General features: G+C 47.4%; 5 protein-coding genes, 2 tRNA genes, 1 rRNA gene and 1 pseudogene. 3 read left to right on the top strand and 6 right to left on the bottom strand.

The features are described from left to right. Positions 1–241 precede the first annotated feature (241 nt). The gene (locus BQ2633_RS08405) at positions 242–4075 is read left to right on the top strand and encodes an MMPL family transporter (protein WP_075566435.1); all 3834 of its coding nucleotides are present in this window, start codon (positions 242–244) and stop codon (positions 4073–4075) included. 1182 nt (positions 4076–5257) lie between these two features. Continuing rightward, complete coding sequence (locus BQ2633_RS08400) at positions 5258–5740, top strand: arginine repressor (RefSeq protein WP_075566433.1); 483 nt, start codon at positions 5258–5260, stop codon at positions 5738–5740. A 205-nt stretch (positions 5741–5945) separates the two neighbouring features. On the opposite strand, the pseudogene BQ2633_RS08395 reads toward BQ2633_RS08400, so the two are convergent. Further along, a pseudogene (locus tag BQ2633_RS08395) lies at positions 5946–7202 on the bottom strand (malic enzyme-like NAD(P)-binding protein); the annotation flags it as partial. 612 nt (positions 7203–7814) lie between these two features. Between BQ2633_RS08395 and BQ2633_RS08390 the strand changes: the two are divergent. Then, positions 7815–7985, top strand: coding sequence for a DUF362 domain-containing protein (locus tag BQ2633_RS08390; RefSeq protein ID WP_075566429.1), 171 nt, complete (start codon positions 7815–7817; stop codon positions 7983–7985). A gap of 150 nt (positions 7986–8135) precedes the next feature. On the opposite strand, the gene BQ2633_RS08385 is transcribed toward BQ2633_RS08390, so the two are convergent. The 5 genes from BQ2633_RS08385 to BQ2633_RS08360 form a co-directional block, all read right to left on the bottom strand. Then, positions 8136–9896: a putative transporter gene (locus BQ2633_RS08385; protein WP_075566427.1), complete on the bottom strand. Its 1761-nt coding sequence runs from the start codon at positions 9894–9896 to the stop codon at positions 8136–8138. Positions 9897–11004: 1108 nt separating this feature from the next. Further along, positions 11005–11078, bottom strand: a tRNA-Ala gene (locus tag BQ2633_RS08380). A 32-nt stretch (positions 11079–11110) separates the two neighbouring features. Then, a tRNA-Ile gene (locus BQ2633_RS08375) sits at positions 11111–11184 on the bottom strand. 161 nt (positions 11185–11345) lie between these two features. Then, positions 11346–12872 (bottom strand): 16S ribosomal RNA (locus tag BQ2633_RS08370). Positions 12873–13746: 874 nt separating this feature from the next. After that, the gene (locus tag BQ2633_RS08360) at positions 13747–15891 is read right to left on the bottom strand and encodes a DUF262 domain-containing protein (RefSeq protein ID WP_075566424.1); all 2145 of its coding nucleotides are present in this window, start codon (positions 15889–15891) and stop codon (positions 13747–13749) included. Between the last annotated feature and the right edge of the window lies 1 nt (position 15892).

The raw sequence follows: 15892 nt of genomic DNA, 5'->3' as shown, positions 1-15892 counted from the left end.
CCTCCCCCTCCCAAGGCTCCCCAAAATCTTCCTTTTGCCTCCCTTGTAGCAAGCAGAAAGGGCTGCCCCTCTAACGTCTAACGTCTAATCTCTAACGTCTAACGTCCAATCTCTTACGCCTAACGTCTAATCCCTAACGTCTAACGTCCAATCTCTTACGTCTAACGTCTAATCTCTTACGTCTAACGTCCAATCTCTTACGTCTAACGTCTAATCTCTTACGTCTAACGTCTACTCCCTAATGTCTAAGTCTTTTTTCCTCCGTTTGTATGAATTTCTGCGTCCTCGCCCACGATGGCGGTGGACCCTCGGAGTGGCTGTCATACTGCTACTAGTGGCGCGTGTGAGTAGCTTAGATTTTAAGGAGGACATCACAGATTTTTTGCCCAACGATGGAGAATATCCGGCATCGCTCGCGGCTTTCGGACAATACAACGGAGGCAACCGCATCTTTGCCGTAGTGCGCCATGAGGCAGCGCCCAGCAACAAGGGGGATGCAGCGCCGACGACAGAGAGCTCACAGACAACGCCCGAAGAAACGCTCATTGATGCTGCCGACCGCTTTGCAGAGATGGTGCAAGAACGCGACACCGCCAAGTGGTTGTCGCAGGTGGTGAGCGAAATAGACGTGGCGCAGATGATGGATCGGCAAGTGTGGTGGGTGGAACATGCGCCCTATTTGCTCACCTCTGCCGACTGGACGCACATCGACTCCGCGATGCGCACTCCCCACTTCGTGAATCGCCAACTCCACGCGGCACAGTCCGAAATGATGCTCCCCACCAGTGGATGGCAATCTGCGACTTTGGCGCAAGATCCGCTGAATCTCTTCTCTGCTCCTGCCAGACGACTGCTAGAAACACGCACCAATCTGCACTATGATCTGCACGAAGGGCACATATTCTCGCCCGACCATCGCTGGTGTGTGGTGATGCTCACCACCAACGCCCAAGGTACTGCCACGGACGTTCAAGCGCGACTCAAACATCTGCTGGAGAACGTGGCACAGACCGTGGAGCAAGAAGCCAGTGCGTCCAATAACGCTCCCACAGAACTTGAAAAAAACACGGAAAAACAACCTCATCATCCTCAACTTACTCCCCCGTTTCGGGTGCAAATCATCGGTGCGCCCACCATCGCTGTGGGCAATGCTGAACAGATCAAGCGCGACAGTACTTGGGCAATAGCCGTGGCAGTGGTGCTCACCTTGGGCATCTTGCTCTACACCCTCCGACGCGTGCGACACCTCTTGCTCATCGTCCTGACCGTAGGTTTCGGATGGCTGGTGGGACTCTGCGTACTTTCGTTCACCACTTCCACGGTTTCTCTCATCGTCTTGGGCATCTCTTCGGTGATCATCGGCATCGCGGTCAATTATCCCCTACATTTTCTCACGCACCTGCCACATGCTGGCAGCATTCGCCAAAATCTTCGCGAACTGGTGGCTCCTTTGCTCATCGGCAATGTGACCACCGTGGGTGCTTTTGCGGCATTGATTCCACTACACTCTGTGGCACTGCGCGATTTAGGCGTGTTTGCAGCTGCTATGCTCGTAGGGACGATAGCCTTTGTGCTGGTGGCGTTGCCTCATTTGGTGAAAGCCCCTGCCACAACTACCACAGTGCTCTCTTCACCCTCACAAGGAGAGGTGGAAAATCTCGAAGTGGCAAGCGTGCCCATGCGCAAGACCTCTCCACCCTATCGCACTTTGGGGCTGGGTATTGCCCTCATCGCTACGCTGCTCTTGGGATGGACAGGGAGGAATGTGGAGTTTGACGCCAATCTTGCGCACTTAAATTACCTATCCTCAGAACAACGCATGCTGTTTGGCGAGTTGGCACAACTGCGACAAGCCGACTCGCTCCACGAACCTCTGTATATCGCTCACCGCGCACGGACACTCGAGGCAGCACTTGCGCTGCGTGAGCAAAAGGAAAGCACGATTGCCCCCATGATTCGGAAGGTGAAAGGCGCAACGGTACAAAGCGTAGCCCCATATCTCGCATCTGCTGGAGAACAAGCGGCACGTCTGGCGCGATGGAAGGCTTTTGTGCAGGAAAATGGAACAGCACTGCGCCAACAAACAGCGCAGGAAGCTGCGAAATTGGGCTTTGCACCACAGGCTTTTGCGCCCTTTGACAACCTTTTGCTCCGAGATTTTCACCCCATCAATGCCGCCCAGTGCTTGACGATGGGCGAAGATGCGCTAGCTCCTTTGGTGGCGCGCGATGGCAAAGGGCAATATATCGTGACGACCGTGGTGAATGTGCCACGCGGTGAGGCGGATGCGCTGAAGCAACAGTTGGATGCCGTGCTCAAACTATCAATGTCTCACGCGAAGAATCCCAAAGCCGTAGAAGAAGGCGCGGAGAGCGTCTGGACTTTCACACCCAAATCGATGAACGAAAGCGTGGCGCGCCATCTGTCGCAGGACTTTTCCTACATCGGCTGGGTGTGTGGTGCCATCGTCTTCGGATTTTTGTGGCTCTCGTTCCGACGATTCAGCGTGGCTGTCCTAGCTTTCTTCCCCATGGTGGTGAGTTGGTTGTGGATTCTGGGCAGTATGTCGGTTTTTGGGCTTAGTTTCAACCTCGTCAATGTGATTTTGGCAACCTTTATCTTCGGTCAAGGGGACGACTATTCGATATTCGTGACCGAAGGTCTGCTCTATGAGTACACCTATGGGAGAAAACTCCTGGCGGCGTACAAGCGGAGCATCCTCCTCTCGGCAGTGATCATGCTTATCGGTGTGGGTACACTGGCTTTTGCCCAACATCCTGCCCTCTCTTCGCTGGGCGGTCTCACCATCGTGGGCATGGGCAGCGTGGTGGCTGCGACCTTGCTCCTGCCGGCTCCAGTGTTTAGTTGGTGGACGCGCCAACGTGTGGCTTCGCCGTGGGCTAGTCCGCTCTCTATGGTACGTCTGGTGCAGTCTGCCCTAAGCCGAAATGCGTGGGCACTCACGCACTGTTGCGGCATCGTGTGGGAGGATAGGACCATCGGAGGGGAAACAAGCGGTGAAAATACCCTCGCGCAGACCTCCTCCACAGACGTGGCGACCGCGAATCTCGGAGGCGTGAAAAAAAACGTGGGAGATTTCTCAAAAAACGTGGGAGATTTTTCCAAAAACGTCGGAGTTTTTTCGAAAAACGTGGGAGAAAATTTTGAAGATGTCGGACGTTTTTCGAGAAACGACAGAGATACACAGAAAAAAGCCGTACAATCGTCAAAGGACAACGAAGATTTCACAGAAATAGAAGGAGTGGAAATAGCGGAACAGCCCACAGCTAATGGGAACACAGCGACCTGCGTCACCAACAATGGGCAACCCTCTCCCAACAAAGTGCACACGCTGCACGAAATGCCCTTCATCGGGGTGTGGACAGCGCAAGACGTGCGAGTGAAACGCTGGGCACTGCGTCAGCATCCAGAATGGGAATGGATGACACTGGCAACATGGTCGCTAGAAAAGTGCCGCCAACTGTGGTCACAAGGACGTCAACCGATGCTGGAGGTGGGAGCAAGCGCGGAATTGCTCCACAGATTTGCACAGCAGCTCCAAACCTTAGGCGAAACCGTGGTGCGTCCGCTCATCGTGGCAGGCGAAGCTCGCGTGTTTCCCTCCGGCACGCGCGTGCTGGAACACGGACGTCTCACCGTGGCATGGGGAGCTCCTCTCGCCATGGAAGGCGATGCTACGGGCTTTGTCGGCAAATGGTACGCGCATTGCACGAAAACTCAAGGAAAACTCACCGACCTCCGCGCACTGGTGCCGCACGTGGTGGCAAGCTATTCGCACAAGATCGAGGGTGCGCAAGCACGTGTGGCTCGACATCTCTCCTACCTTCATAGCATCAATGACCAACTGGCACTGTGGGAAGCGCAATATACCGCGCAGCAACCTGCGAAGGCATGTCAGCCTTTATGGGTGGAAGATGACGGAGAGACAGCAGTATTGATGGCGTTGCTCCATCCAGAGCGCGAGTTTGTGGCGCTGGTGGAGGATAAAGATGCCGCAGCCCTGTTGTCACACTTGCGCTGCCGACCAGAAAATCTTCAAGTCGCTCCATGCTAAATGGAGCGACTTTTTTCATCTTTTGGGAATCTCCGTCTTAGCGTCTGCATGGTCGCCTGAACAATATATGCAACAATGTTCATTATATCTATAGCATTTTTTACGATTCTCGCAACTTATACATCATTTATTCTATGGTTATTCGAAATATTATGAAATCAGTTTCGTGAATAGAATTGTATTTTTTTGCAAACTTCAAGAAGTATCGGTGAGACGGTAGAAGAAGGTCAAACTAAAACTATGAACGCACAAAAAGTTTTTACAAGGTCTCTGAAAAATTGTCCATTATTTCGGCAAAATCATCAAGAGCCTTGATTATATCGCACATGAGAAAGTACAAAAACACGGATTAGGGACAAGAAGTTTTGTTGTCGGCTGAAAACGTTTTCGCAGAAAATCACGAAAAAATCCGCTGAAAAATGATTGTAGAAAGTAATAATCTTGCGGGAATCAGCCCTAAACAAAGCATAAAATCGAGTCGGAACAAAAAAAATCGCAGATTGCATAAAAAAAAGGCCTATTTGTTTTGTCAGTTTCGCAATAGTCCGTATATTTGCATTGTCAATATGACATCAGGGACGAAGTTACTAAGTAGTCCTCTCCTAAATTCGAGATAGTTTTTTCATCTCTATATAAGTTCTGTGAGGGAATGTTTCGTCGTGAGACGGGTCATTCCCATTTTTTTGTCAATCATTTCCCCTCCCCTTTCTGAAGTCCCCCTCCTTCTGACTGCATATACACTGCGCAAGCAGGGTGCGCAAGATGGCTTATACCACAGCAGCAACTAATTTGCCACTTAACAGTGCCTAAGATATCGCAGCAAACCGAAGAAGGCTCCCAAATCTTCTGCCAAAGATGCGAATGGGCAGTGCTGAGAAAAAGGCAAAAACTGAGTGGAATCGCCCGAGAAATCGAGTGGCACTCTGGGAATTTCTGCCTCAAGAACTACGGAATAAGAAAACTCTACGCAAAAATGTAGGAGTTTTTGGTCGCTAAAAGAGTAGAAAAATACGAATAACCCCGTTCTCTAAACGATAGAAGACTGGATAGAATTTTCACATATAATTCTCAAAAATGATAGTTTAAACAGCGACCACGACATTTTTTTAATAGAAAAGTGCGCACATGAACGGATTATTTACTATCTTTGTCCCAATAAGCTGAAGAATTAGCAAGAAACGCATGAAACCAAGACATGAAAGAATAGAGGTGCTACGCCTGATATTGGCGAATACTGAAATAGGAAGCCAAGAAGCACTGCTCAAAGAGCTAGAAGCAGAAGGATATAAGGTGACGCAAGCAACTCTCTCCCGTGATTTGCAGAAGCTAAAAGCCGCGAAAGTGGCAAGCGTGGGCGGATATCGCTATATTCTGCCTGAAAATCCTCTATATAGACGCAAGATTTCTGTGGAAGCCCCAGATTTCTTGCGAAACACTGGATTCCTAGGACTCGAATTCTCAGGAAACATCGTGGTGATGCACACCAGACCTGGATATGCTGCTGGTATTACCACGGAAATAGATGCTCAGAAGTTGACGAGTATCTGCGGTACGCTGGCTGGTGACGACACCATCTTGGCAATCGTGCGCGAAGGCGCTACCCGACAACAAGTCATCGATGAGTTGGCTACGGTGCTCCCTGCGGTGAAAAATATCGTACTTTAAACACTTCGGGTACGAGAATATACACAAGACTTCAGCAGTCCAATGAGGACAAAGACACAAAAGCCCCTTCCACTAGGCACTTAGCATGGTGGAAGGGGCTTTTCTTCTGCAAAAGAATGGGGAGCATTACTCAAAAATTCTGAATAACGCTCCCCATGGTCTGTTGGGCTGCTCCGCACTAAGTCTACTAAGAGAGGCGAGTGGAGAGTTGGGCACGATATGCGTCCCAATCGGTGATGGGCTTGCGAGCCACGCCACTTTCGATGGCAGCCTTAGCCACAGCAGAAGACACTTCAACGACAAGACGAGGGTCTACGGGCTTTGGAATGAAATAGTCGGCACCAAATTCGAGATGTTCTATGCCATAGGCCGCTGTGACTGACGCAGGAACTTCCTGACGAGCTAGTTCGGCAATGGCGCGCACTGCTGCTTGCTTCATAGGTTCGTTGATGGCAGAGGAGGCAGTGTCGAGCGCACCACGGAAAATGTAGGGGAATCCCAAGACGTTATTGATTTGGTTGGGATAGTCAGTGCGCCCAGTGGACATGATGACATCGGGACGTGCTTCGCGAGCCTCCTCATAAGAAATTTCGGGCACTGGATTGGCAAGAGCAAAGATGATGGGACGCTCTGCCATGGTGCGCACCATGTCTTGTGAGAGAATGTTACCTTTAGAGAGACCCACAAAGACATCTGCGCCTTGTACAGCTTCTTCAAGGGTGCGAACATCGGTGCGCTCAGTAGCAAATTCGCGCTTTTGGGCGTTGATGTCGGTGCGATCGGCAGAGATGACGCCCTTAGAGTCGAGCATGATGAGGTTGCTGGGCTTGAGACCGAAGGAGATGTAGAGGCGTGCGCAACTGATGGCGGCAGCTCCAGCTCCGTTCATGACCAACTTGACATCCTCGATGCGCTTACCCGCTACTTCACAAGCATTGAGCAAACCTGCGCAGGAGATGATGGCGGTGCCATGTTGGTCGTCGTGCATCACGGGGATGTCGAGTTCCTCCTTCAAGCGAGTTTCGATTTCAAAGCACTCAGGGGCTTTGATGTCTTCGAGATTGATGCCACCGAAAGTGGGAGCAATGGCTTTGACCACTTGGATGAAACGCTCGGGATCTTTCTCGTCGACTTCGATGTCGAAAGCATCTACTCCAGCATAAATCTTGAAGAGAAGGCTCTTACCTTCCATCACAGGTTTACCAGCTACAGCACCTATATCGCCCAATCCTAAGACTGCCGTACCATTGGAAATGACAGCTACGAGATTTCCTTTGTTGGTGTAGCGATAAGCATCGTCTTTATTCTTCTCGATTTCCAAACAAGGCTCTGCCACACCTGGAGAATAGGCGAGGGAGAGATCGGTTTGAGTGGCATGTGGCTTTGTAGGAACAACTTCTATTTTACCTGGACGCCCTTGTTCGTGGTAAGCCAGGGCTGCTTCTTTCGTGATTTTTGCCATAATCGTATGAGGTATGTGATGGTTGACGCGGAAAATGATCCGTGAAGTGTTTTTAGTTTCAAATGATATCCCTTGAAAAGTGTGCATAACGTATGAATCTTCCACAAGAAAGCACAAGGGATTCCTGCCAGTGCCCTAACAACTGGGCAGCACGCTGTGAGAAGTCTACACGGATATTAAGGCAAAGATACAATTTTCTGAGCAAAGTCCGCACGTTTCACTCTTTTTCTTGCCGATTGGTGGGAGATTTGCACGAATAATTGACGATTTGCCAGGTGGGATGTCAGTAATTTCGGGAAGAAAGGGCATCGGACTTTGAGCAATATCGGACAAGGGGGAGAAAGGAAGGGGAATAAGGGAGTTGAAAAAGGGGAGGTTTGCAGAGGGAAAAGAGGCAGAAAAAGCGCAAACGATAGGTCGGAATGGAGAAAAGATGGGAAGATGTTTGCGGAGATTGGCGAAAATAGCTACCTTTGCCGTAGATTCATGTAGATATCTCAATGTGCCCCGTCGTGAAGATGGTGGATAGGGAGATCCAGTACAGCTGGGCATGGATCAACGACAGACATACATAACATCATAACAATTATTCATTTATTAAATTCTTACACAATGGCTTACATTATCAACGAAGATTGCGTTGCTTGCGGCACTTGCATCGACGAATGCCCCACTGCAGCTATCTCTGAAGGCGAAATCTACGTCATCAACCCCGAAACTTGCATCGACTGCGGTACTTGCGCTGACGTTTGCCCCACAGGTGTTATCGCTCCTGAGGCTTAATCTCTTAGAATTTACAGCGGTATTCCGTAGCTGGTGGTGAGGCGAAAGCTGAACACTGCAACAAAGGGCTCGAGAAAGCTGTTATTCTCCACAAAAAAATCCCCACTCTCGTACGATTCGAGAGTGGGGATTTTTGGGTTCATGCGATGCTTAACTGAGGAAGAACAGCAAAATGAGCTGTGCAACGAGGATGCGCAAGAACATCGCAGGAAGATAGACAGTGCTGTAACCAACTGCAGGGGCGTTGTTGCCGGCTGTAGTATTGGCAAACGCCAACGCAGGAGGGTCGGTGTTGGCACCTGCAATGAGTCCCATGAGGGTGAAATAGTTGAGCTTAAGTTTCCAACGACCAATGAGTCCGCAGATGAGAATGGGGACAATGGTGATGAGGAAGCCCATCCATACGTAGTGTATGCCGTCACCTGCCATGATCGTGCGCCAGAATGAGGCTCCAGCTTGAATACCTACGCTGCTGAGGAAGAGAATGAGCCCTACTTCACGCAACATGAGGTTGGCAGAGGTGGAAACGTAGGTGTTGATGCGGTAGCGATGTCCGAAGGCACCTACCAAAATGGCAACAAAGAGAGGACCACCAGCTAAACCGAGTTTCACGGGAACGTCTACGCCAGGGAAAGGAATGGGGATTTGACCGACCAAAAGACCAATGAGGATTCCCATAAACAACACACCGACATTGGGATGATCTAGACGCTCTACTTGAGAGCCCAAGACGGTCTTGACGCGCTCTACATTTTCTTCTGTACCGGTGACGAGCAAACGGTCACCAACGAGGAGAGGAAGATTACGATCTGCAAAAAGTTCCATGCCACTACGCGTGACACGAGTGACATTCACACCATAAAGCGAAGACAAATGTAGCTGCGCAAGACTGCGACCTGTGATTTCTTCACGGGTAACGACCATGCGACGGCTGACGTATTGCACAGTGTCGATTTGCTCTTCATGGCCTAATTCAGCTGTTTTACCTAGCAACTGAATGAGAGCTTCTGAATCCTGCTCGGAACAAACGAGGTGGATTTTCATACCCAAAGACAACTCTGTGGTGGCATTGGGAACCACGAGTTCTCCATCAGGGAAGATGCAACGCGTTACGACAAACTGTCGCTTTAAGAAGTTGCGAAGTTCTTCGAGCGTTTTACCAACTACAGAGAGATTGCTCACTTCGATGATGAGGTGGCGAGGGGTTGTTTCGGGATGAGCGTCGTTGCGCTGACGAAGCTCTTCTTGCTCTTTATCCAAAGAGATGCGAGCAATGAAACGCAAAGCGATAGTGGAAAGGATGATACCTACGACACCAAGGGGATAAGCACAGGCATAACCGTTGGCAATGGCGGGAACGGCTGTGCCATCACCGAAGAGTTCCGGCAAGATGGTATTAGCAGCACCGAGAGAAGGTGTGTTGGTCACTGCTCCACACATGACACCTACCATCATAGCTAGGTTTTCTCTAGCATGGGGAGTAGTGAAGATTCCTGTGTTGTCTGCAAGGAAGAACAAACCAAGGGTCATTGCCACGTTGAGCAACACGAGAAGCACTGCCAAGAGGCTCATGCCAAGTCCACCTCGGCGGAAAGCTTGGAAAAAACTGGGTCCAACCTGCAAACCGATGCAGTAAACGAAGAGAATCAATCCGAGCTCTTTGACAATGTCGATGATGTGGCGCTGATAAGCTACAGCTTCGACGGGATTGTCGTAGAGATAATTGGTACAGATGTGTCCGACAAAGATGCCGACAAACAATACCCAAGTCACACCGAAGGCGATTCCGTTTTTCTTGCCTCCAATTTTCCATTGTCCGAAACGGACGCCAAGGCTAATAACGAGGGCATAAAGAATAAGTAAATGCGCTGCACTCGTTGGGTCAGTAAGAAGTTTAATAATCCAGTCCATAGGAGAGGTAAAAAGGTTGCTAATTTGAGATAGCAAAAATAAGGATTTTGTATGAATAAAACAAATATATTCTGGGGGAAATCGCCTATAATACTGGAAAATGCAATTATTTTCAAACTTTATTCAGATAAGATGCGAGAAGTCCATGGACATAACCTCAAGGAATAAGAAAAGGCATAGAGATAACCATAGAAACATGGGGAAAAGGCATGCATTTCCTCTAGAGAAAAGAGGGAAAACATCTCGATTGAGGGAAAGATGATTGTCGAAGAAGAAGAGATTTAAGCAGAAAAAAGGCAAGACAACTAGAATAGATGCAACACACACTCTCTAATGACTCAGAAATGACAGAAAGTAGTTCGTAGAAAGATGCAAGACACACTCTCTAATGACTCAGAAACGTCAGAAAATAGTTCGTGGAAAATAACGCAAAGAAGCACTAAACTAATCGGAATTCGCAGAAATTCGCGTTAAAGCTCATACGTTTGCACCAACGGATAGAAGTAGGAAAACACAAATATCAGCAAGCACAACACGAAGCAGCGTAGAGAAGCAAATTGAAGTTTATAGAAACTACTTAAATATAGGAGCGTAAAGCAGAAACATCAGCAAGCACAACACAAACCAGAACTACTTCTGTATACGATGAACAATTTAAGTTTACAGAATACCAGTAGAGCAAAATCACAACTCTTCTGAGATTACACAAAGGATAGTGGGTATGGAAAAAGATCAGTAAGTATATTCAGACTAAAGTAGCAATATGGAAACACAAAAAAGCCCCGAGTTCAAGNTCATCGCCTGTAAGAGCCTAGGCATCCACCGTACGCCCTTAATTACTTCCTTTTCCTTATTCTAGACGTTAGGAATTAGACGTTAGACCTTAGTCTTTGCTAATCCTTTCGTAACTAGAAGGTGGGAATATACTTAAAGCTGTACTTTCGTTTACCTTTGTTTCGTTACTTGGATGATTCTCTGTTTTCGCATCTCACCTTGCGATGGATGGAAACAAGAATCAACTTGTTGCGTGTTCAATATGTCAAAGATCTCTTGCTCTGTCATTATGCTTTGATGTCTTATCATCATTGCGACTGAGCAGTAGAATGAGTGGAGAATAACGGATTCGAACCGTTGACCCCCTGCGTGCAAGGCAGGTGCTCTAGCCAGCTGAGCTAATCCCCCAAATCTTCGGAGCGCGGTGCTCCGTTTGCAAGTAGTCCCAGGCAGATTTGAACTGCCGACCTCCACATTATCAGTGTGGCGCTCTAACCAACTGAGCTATAGGACTGGCAGAAAAAATCCACGCAAGTCAAACTACTTCAGAGCTGCTCGGCTTCATCTTTCTCTTATGCTTAGCATAACCTATTGCGAGAAGTATAGGTGACAATCTTCTAAATTGTACCATTTTCTTTTATTTCCATTCAAGTAACCAGGTAACTGAACTTCCAGAAAGGAGGTGTTCCAGCCGCACCTTCCGGTACGGCTACCTTGTTACGACTTAGCCCCAATCACCAGTTTTACCCTAGGCCGACCCTTGCGGTCACGGCTTTCAGGCACCCCCGGCTTTCATGGCTTGACGGGCGGTGTGTACAAGGCCCGGGAACGTATTCACCGCGCCATGGCTGATGCGCGATTACTAGCGAATCCAGCTTCATGGAGTCGGGTTGCAGACTCCAATCCGAACTGAGAGAGGTTTTTAAGATTAGCATCCTGTCACCAGGTAGCGACCTTCTGTACCCCCCATTGTAACACGTGTGTAGCCCCGGACGTAAGGGCCGTGCTGATTTGACGTCATCCCCACCTTCCTCACATCTTACGATGGCAGTATCCCTGGAGTGCCCAGCATTACCTGATGGCAACCAAGGAAAAGGGTTGCGCTCGTTATGGCACTTAAGCCGACACCTCACGGCACGAGCTGACGACAACCATGCAGCACCTCCAAGAGTGTCCGAAGAAAAATCTATCTCTAGATTCGTCACTCTTAGTTCAAGCCCGGGTAAGGTTCCTCGCGTATCATCGAATTAAACCACATGTTCCTCCGCTTGTGCGGGCCCCCGTCAATTCCTTTGAGTTTCACCGTTGCCGGCGTACTCCCCAGGTGGTATACTTAATGCTTTCGCTTGGCGGCTTACATTATATCGCAAACCGCGAGTATACATCGTTTACTGTGTGGACTACCAGGGTATCTAATCCTGTTTGATACCCACACTTTCGAGCCTCAGCGTCAGTTGCAGCCCGGACACCTGCCTTCGCGATCGGAGTTCATCGTGATATCTAAGCATTTCACCGCTACACCACGAGTTCCAGCATCCCTGTCTGCACTCAAGACTACCAGTTTCAATGGCTAACGATGGTTGAGCCACCGTCTTTCACCACTGACTTAATAATCCGCCTACGCTCCCTTTAAACCCAATAAATCCGGATAACGCCTGGACCTTCCGTATTACCGCGGCTGCTGGCACGGAATTAGCCGGTCCTTTTTCTGAAGGTACATACAATAGAGGACACGTCCTCTTTTTTATTCCCAACTAAAAGCAGTTTACAACCCGGAGGGCCGTCATCCTGCACGCTACTTGGCTGGTTCAGACTTGCGTCCATTGACCAATATTCCTCACTGCTGCCTCCCGTAGGAGTCTGGACCGTGTCTCAGTTCCAGTGTGGGGGACCTTCCTCTCAGAACCCCTACCGATCGAAGGCTAGGTGGGCCGTTACCCCGCCTACTACCTAATCGGACGCATCACCATCTCATACCGATAAATCTTTGGTTATATCACCATGCGGCAACATAACAACATCGGGTATTAATCTTACTTTCGCAAGGCTATCCCCGAGTATGAGGCAGGTTTGATACGCGTTACGCACCCGTGCGCCGGTCGCCATCAGAAGAAGCAAGCTTCTTCCATGCTGCCCCTCGACTTGCATGTGTTAAGCCTGTAGCTAGCGTTCATCCTGAGCCAGGATCAAACTCTTCATTGTAATATAATAATTTGTTTTGATTCTGTATAAATTGCTCAGCTTCCTGTCTTGTTACTTTGGATTTGGAGTAGAAATTGACGGTACAATTCATTTTACCCGAAGCACTTCTGCTTCATTGTTGATTGTTCCTTGTACTTCTCTACAATCTGTTATGTAATCGTTTCAATGACTTCGCAGCTCGTTTGCTGCTGTCAGGCGTTCAGGTTGTCAAGTCTCATCTAACTAAGCACGTTGTATCTTAGCAAGTGACCCTTGCGTCCCGATTGCGATGCAAAAGTACGGCAAGATTCGCAAACTACCAAGACTTCCTACAAAAAAATCGCAGAAAAATTTTAGACGGCGCTATTTTGCCATCTAGACTACGCAGGATTATACTGTAAAGCCCATTTTTCGCCCAAATCCCCCAGAACGAGATTTGGGGCTTTTTGTCCCCTTTTGCCGTGTTTTGCTCCATCTCATCGTAAAAACGGGCTTTATGTCCCTTAAATACTTCCTTAACCTGCAACATTTCTCGAGCATTTCTCGGAGATTGTCAGTGAATGCTCGGCACTTCCTCAAAAAACGTTGGACATTCCTCGAAAAATCTCGGACGTTTCTCCAAAAACGTGGGAGATTTTCCGAAAAACGTTGGACTTTTTCCCAAAAACGTCGGAGTTTTTTTTCCACACCACGGAGAAAGGAAGCTAACGGGCAGGAAACAATGGATAGCCATATATATAAGGCTAGTGCAATCAACAAACAAGAGAGCAGCTTTTTGTTAGCATACAAAAAGCTGCATTTCCAATTCTTCTAATCAGCTGTTAACCGACATTTGAGATAAAAAGTTCCCAGTGTTATATTGTTGAACGCTTAGAAAAAAATAGAAAGTAAAGTGCTACTCCTCATCTGAGGTTGTTTTTTTGCTTCTAACCTGGAAGAGTACACTATCTAGGTCAATATACAAAGACTGGAATATACCTTGTAAGATTTCTATTTTAGTTTGGGTTGAACTTAAAAGATAGGCGTAGATGCCAGGGAGCACCTCCACACTCTGTCTAAATTTCGTATTCTCTTTTTGTAGCAACTTTGTCAAAGAAGGATCACTCGCAATTTGAAGAAGTTCATGATGGTAGTTTGTATCGAGAACCTTCATGATATCGACAAAGAAATCCTTCCAGCTCTGATTATTTTTTGCCACTATTACTTCATCCTCGAAGGAGCATTCTATAATCTGCTTATAGGTAAAATCACTTGAGTCAGAGGAAAGCGCCAAAGTTTCACGAGCGTGCTGGCGCGAGATTCCTAGACTTTGTGGTTTGTGCCAAATCTTAAGAGCACATTGTGTTAGTAGTTCACAGCGCTCTATCAACTCCTGTTCCGTCCAGGACAATTTTTCACCTATGAATTTATTGATTGGCAAGGCAGAATAAGCAAAGCCCACCTTGTTACCTTCTCCATCGAGAACTTCTATACGCTTAAAATGGAAAGGCTTGTTACTATAATTAGTATTGTAGCCTGTGAGTGTAAGATTTGCGATTGTATCCAACCATTTTTCATGGATTTCCTCCGCATTCACTCCTAATGCATCTTTCCACTCGTTGCTCAATCTCTGCGGCATGATATGTTCGATAGACAGCAGATGTCCACCTCGCTCTTGCATCTTATCAATCACCGAGGTATCCGCTTCATTCTCCAATCCAAGTGCAGCATTCAATCGGTAGAAAAGGTACACCTTGTTCTTAGGACGCATCTTATATACATTCTTTACTGCAAAGGCTTGAGAAAACTCTTCATCATTGGGAAATCTTGAAGACTCTTTTTTTGTAACCAGCAAGAAAGTTATTGCATCCACTAGCGAAATATTTTGCTCTTTTACTAATCGACTTGCCGTTTCATAAAGTGTAGCAAATAAATTGTTCAGTGCATTAGAAGAAAGACCACAGATAAAACGACGGAAAACGTAATTCTCGACAACAGAAATAATGCGAATCACGTCATCACTCGAGAGTCTATTTTCATAGAATTCATCTACGATTCGCATTAAGAATGGATGAGCTACACTAATCTCAAGCAGGGCGAAACGTCGAAGATGCACATTAAGAGACTGGGAAGAAGTATCTGCATTCTCAATTTGATAGAGATAGTCTGCAAATTTCGCCATTAACGCCAAAAGTTCTTCTGGTTTCTCTTGCCAATCTTTTGCAAATTCTTTGAAGCGAGGGTAAACATCGGAAATATTGGGTGTGTTACGTGTGTGCGCCGTGAGGAAATCACGCACAAACAACGTAACAGCGTTAAGGGCATTTTGTGTATCCCCAGTGTAGTTAGCCTTTTCCTCTATATACTTCCAATATTTTGTATAACAAAGTCGTTGCGACTTCTCAGGCAGATTCATCAACACAAAATTCCGAATCTTATCACCATCAGTAAGTGCGAGCCCTGTGGAATTGAGCGATTCGAAAATGAGTTGTGCATTATCATTGCCTTCTAAACCAATGAGTACGACCTGCAAAGATTTTAAGGCTTCATAGAAATCCTTGATTTCATAGACCGAATCACGGATGTTATCATAGAAGTAATAAAAATTTCGTGTGATGTTTGAGTACTGCACAAAATTATCTACATCACCTTGGAGCAACCTAGTATAAGCCTCTTGATCCTGCTCAATATGCATGATACGTGGCTGACATTCATCACTTTCATCAGTATAGAAAAAGCACTTCCTAGAGATGTTGTCTAAAAGATTGGGCTTAGCTTCCTTCTTTTCTTCTTTAGCCAGACGATACATAGCCAGAAGCATGAGCGATACTGTAGTAATACGTTGTTGACCATCTATAAGAAGCTTGCTCAAGCCCTCATTTTTTATAACTATACTTCCAAAGAAATGCTCTTCCTTCGAACTAATCACACGGCACACATCTTGAAACAATTGTTCGCATTGTTTTCGGCTCCAATTATAATAACGTTGATAAACAGGAATTGTATATTGAAGAGAGTCACCTGTAAGTGTTGTTTCAATAGAAATTTTCTGAATGTCCACT

Source organism: Ihuprevotella massiliensis (genome assembly GCA_900095835.1).
GTDB classification, from domain to species: domain Bacteria; phylum Bacteroidota; class Bacteroidia; order Bacteroidales; family Bacteroidaceae; genus Alloprevotella; species Alloprevotella massiliensis.
The sequence above is the reverse complement of the archived record's forward strand: the minus strand, read 5'-3'. Positions and strand labels throughout refer to the sequence as shown.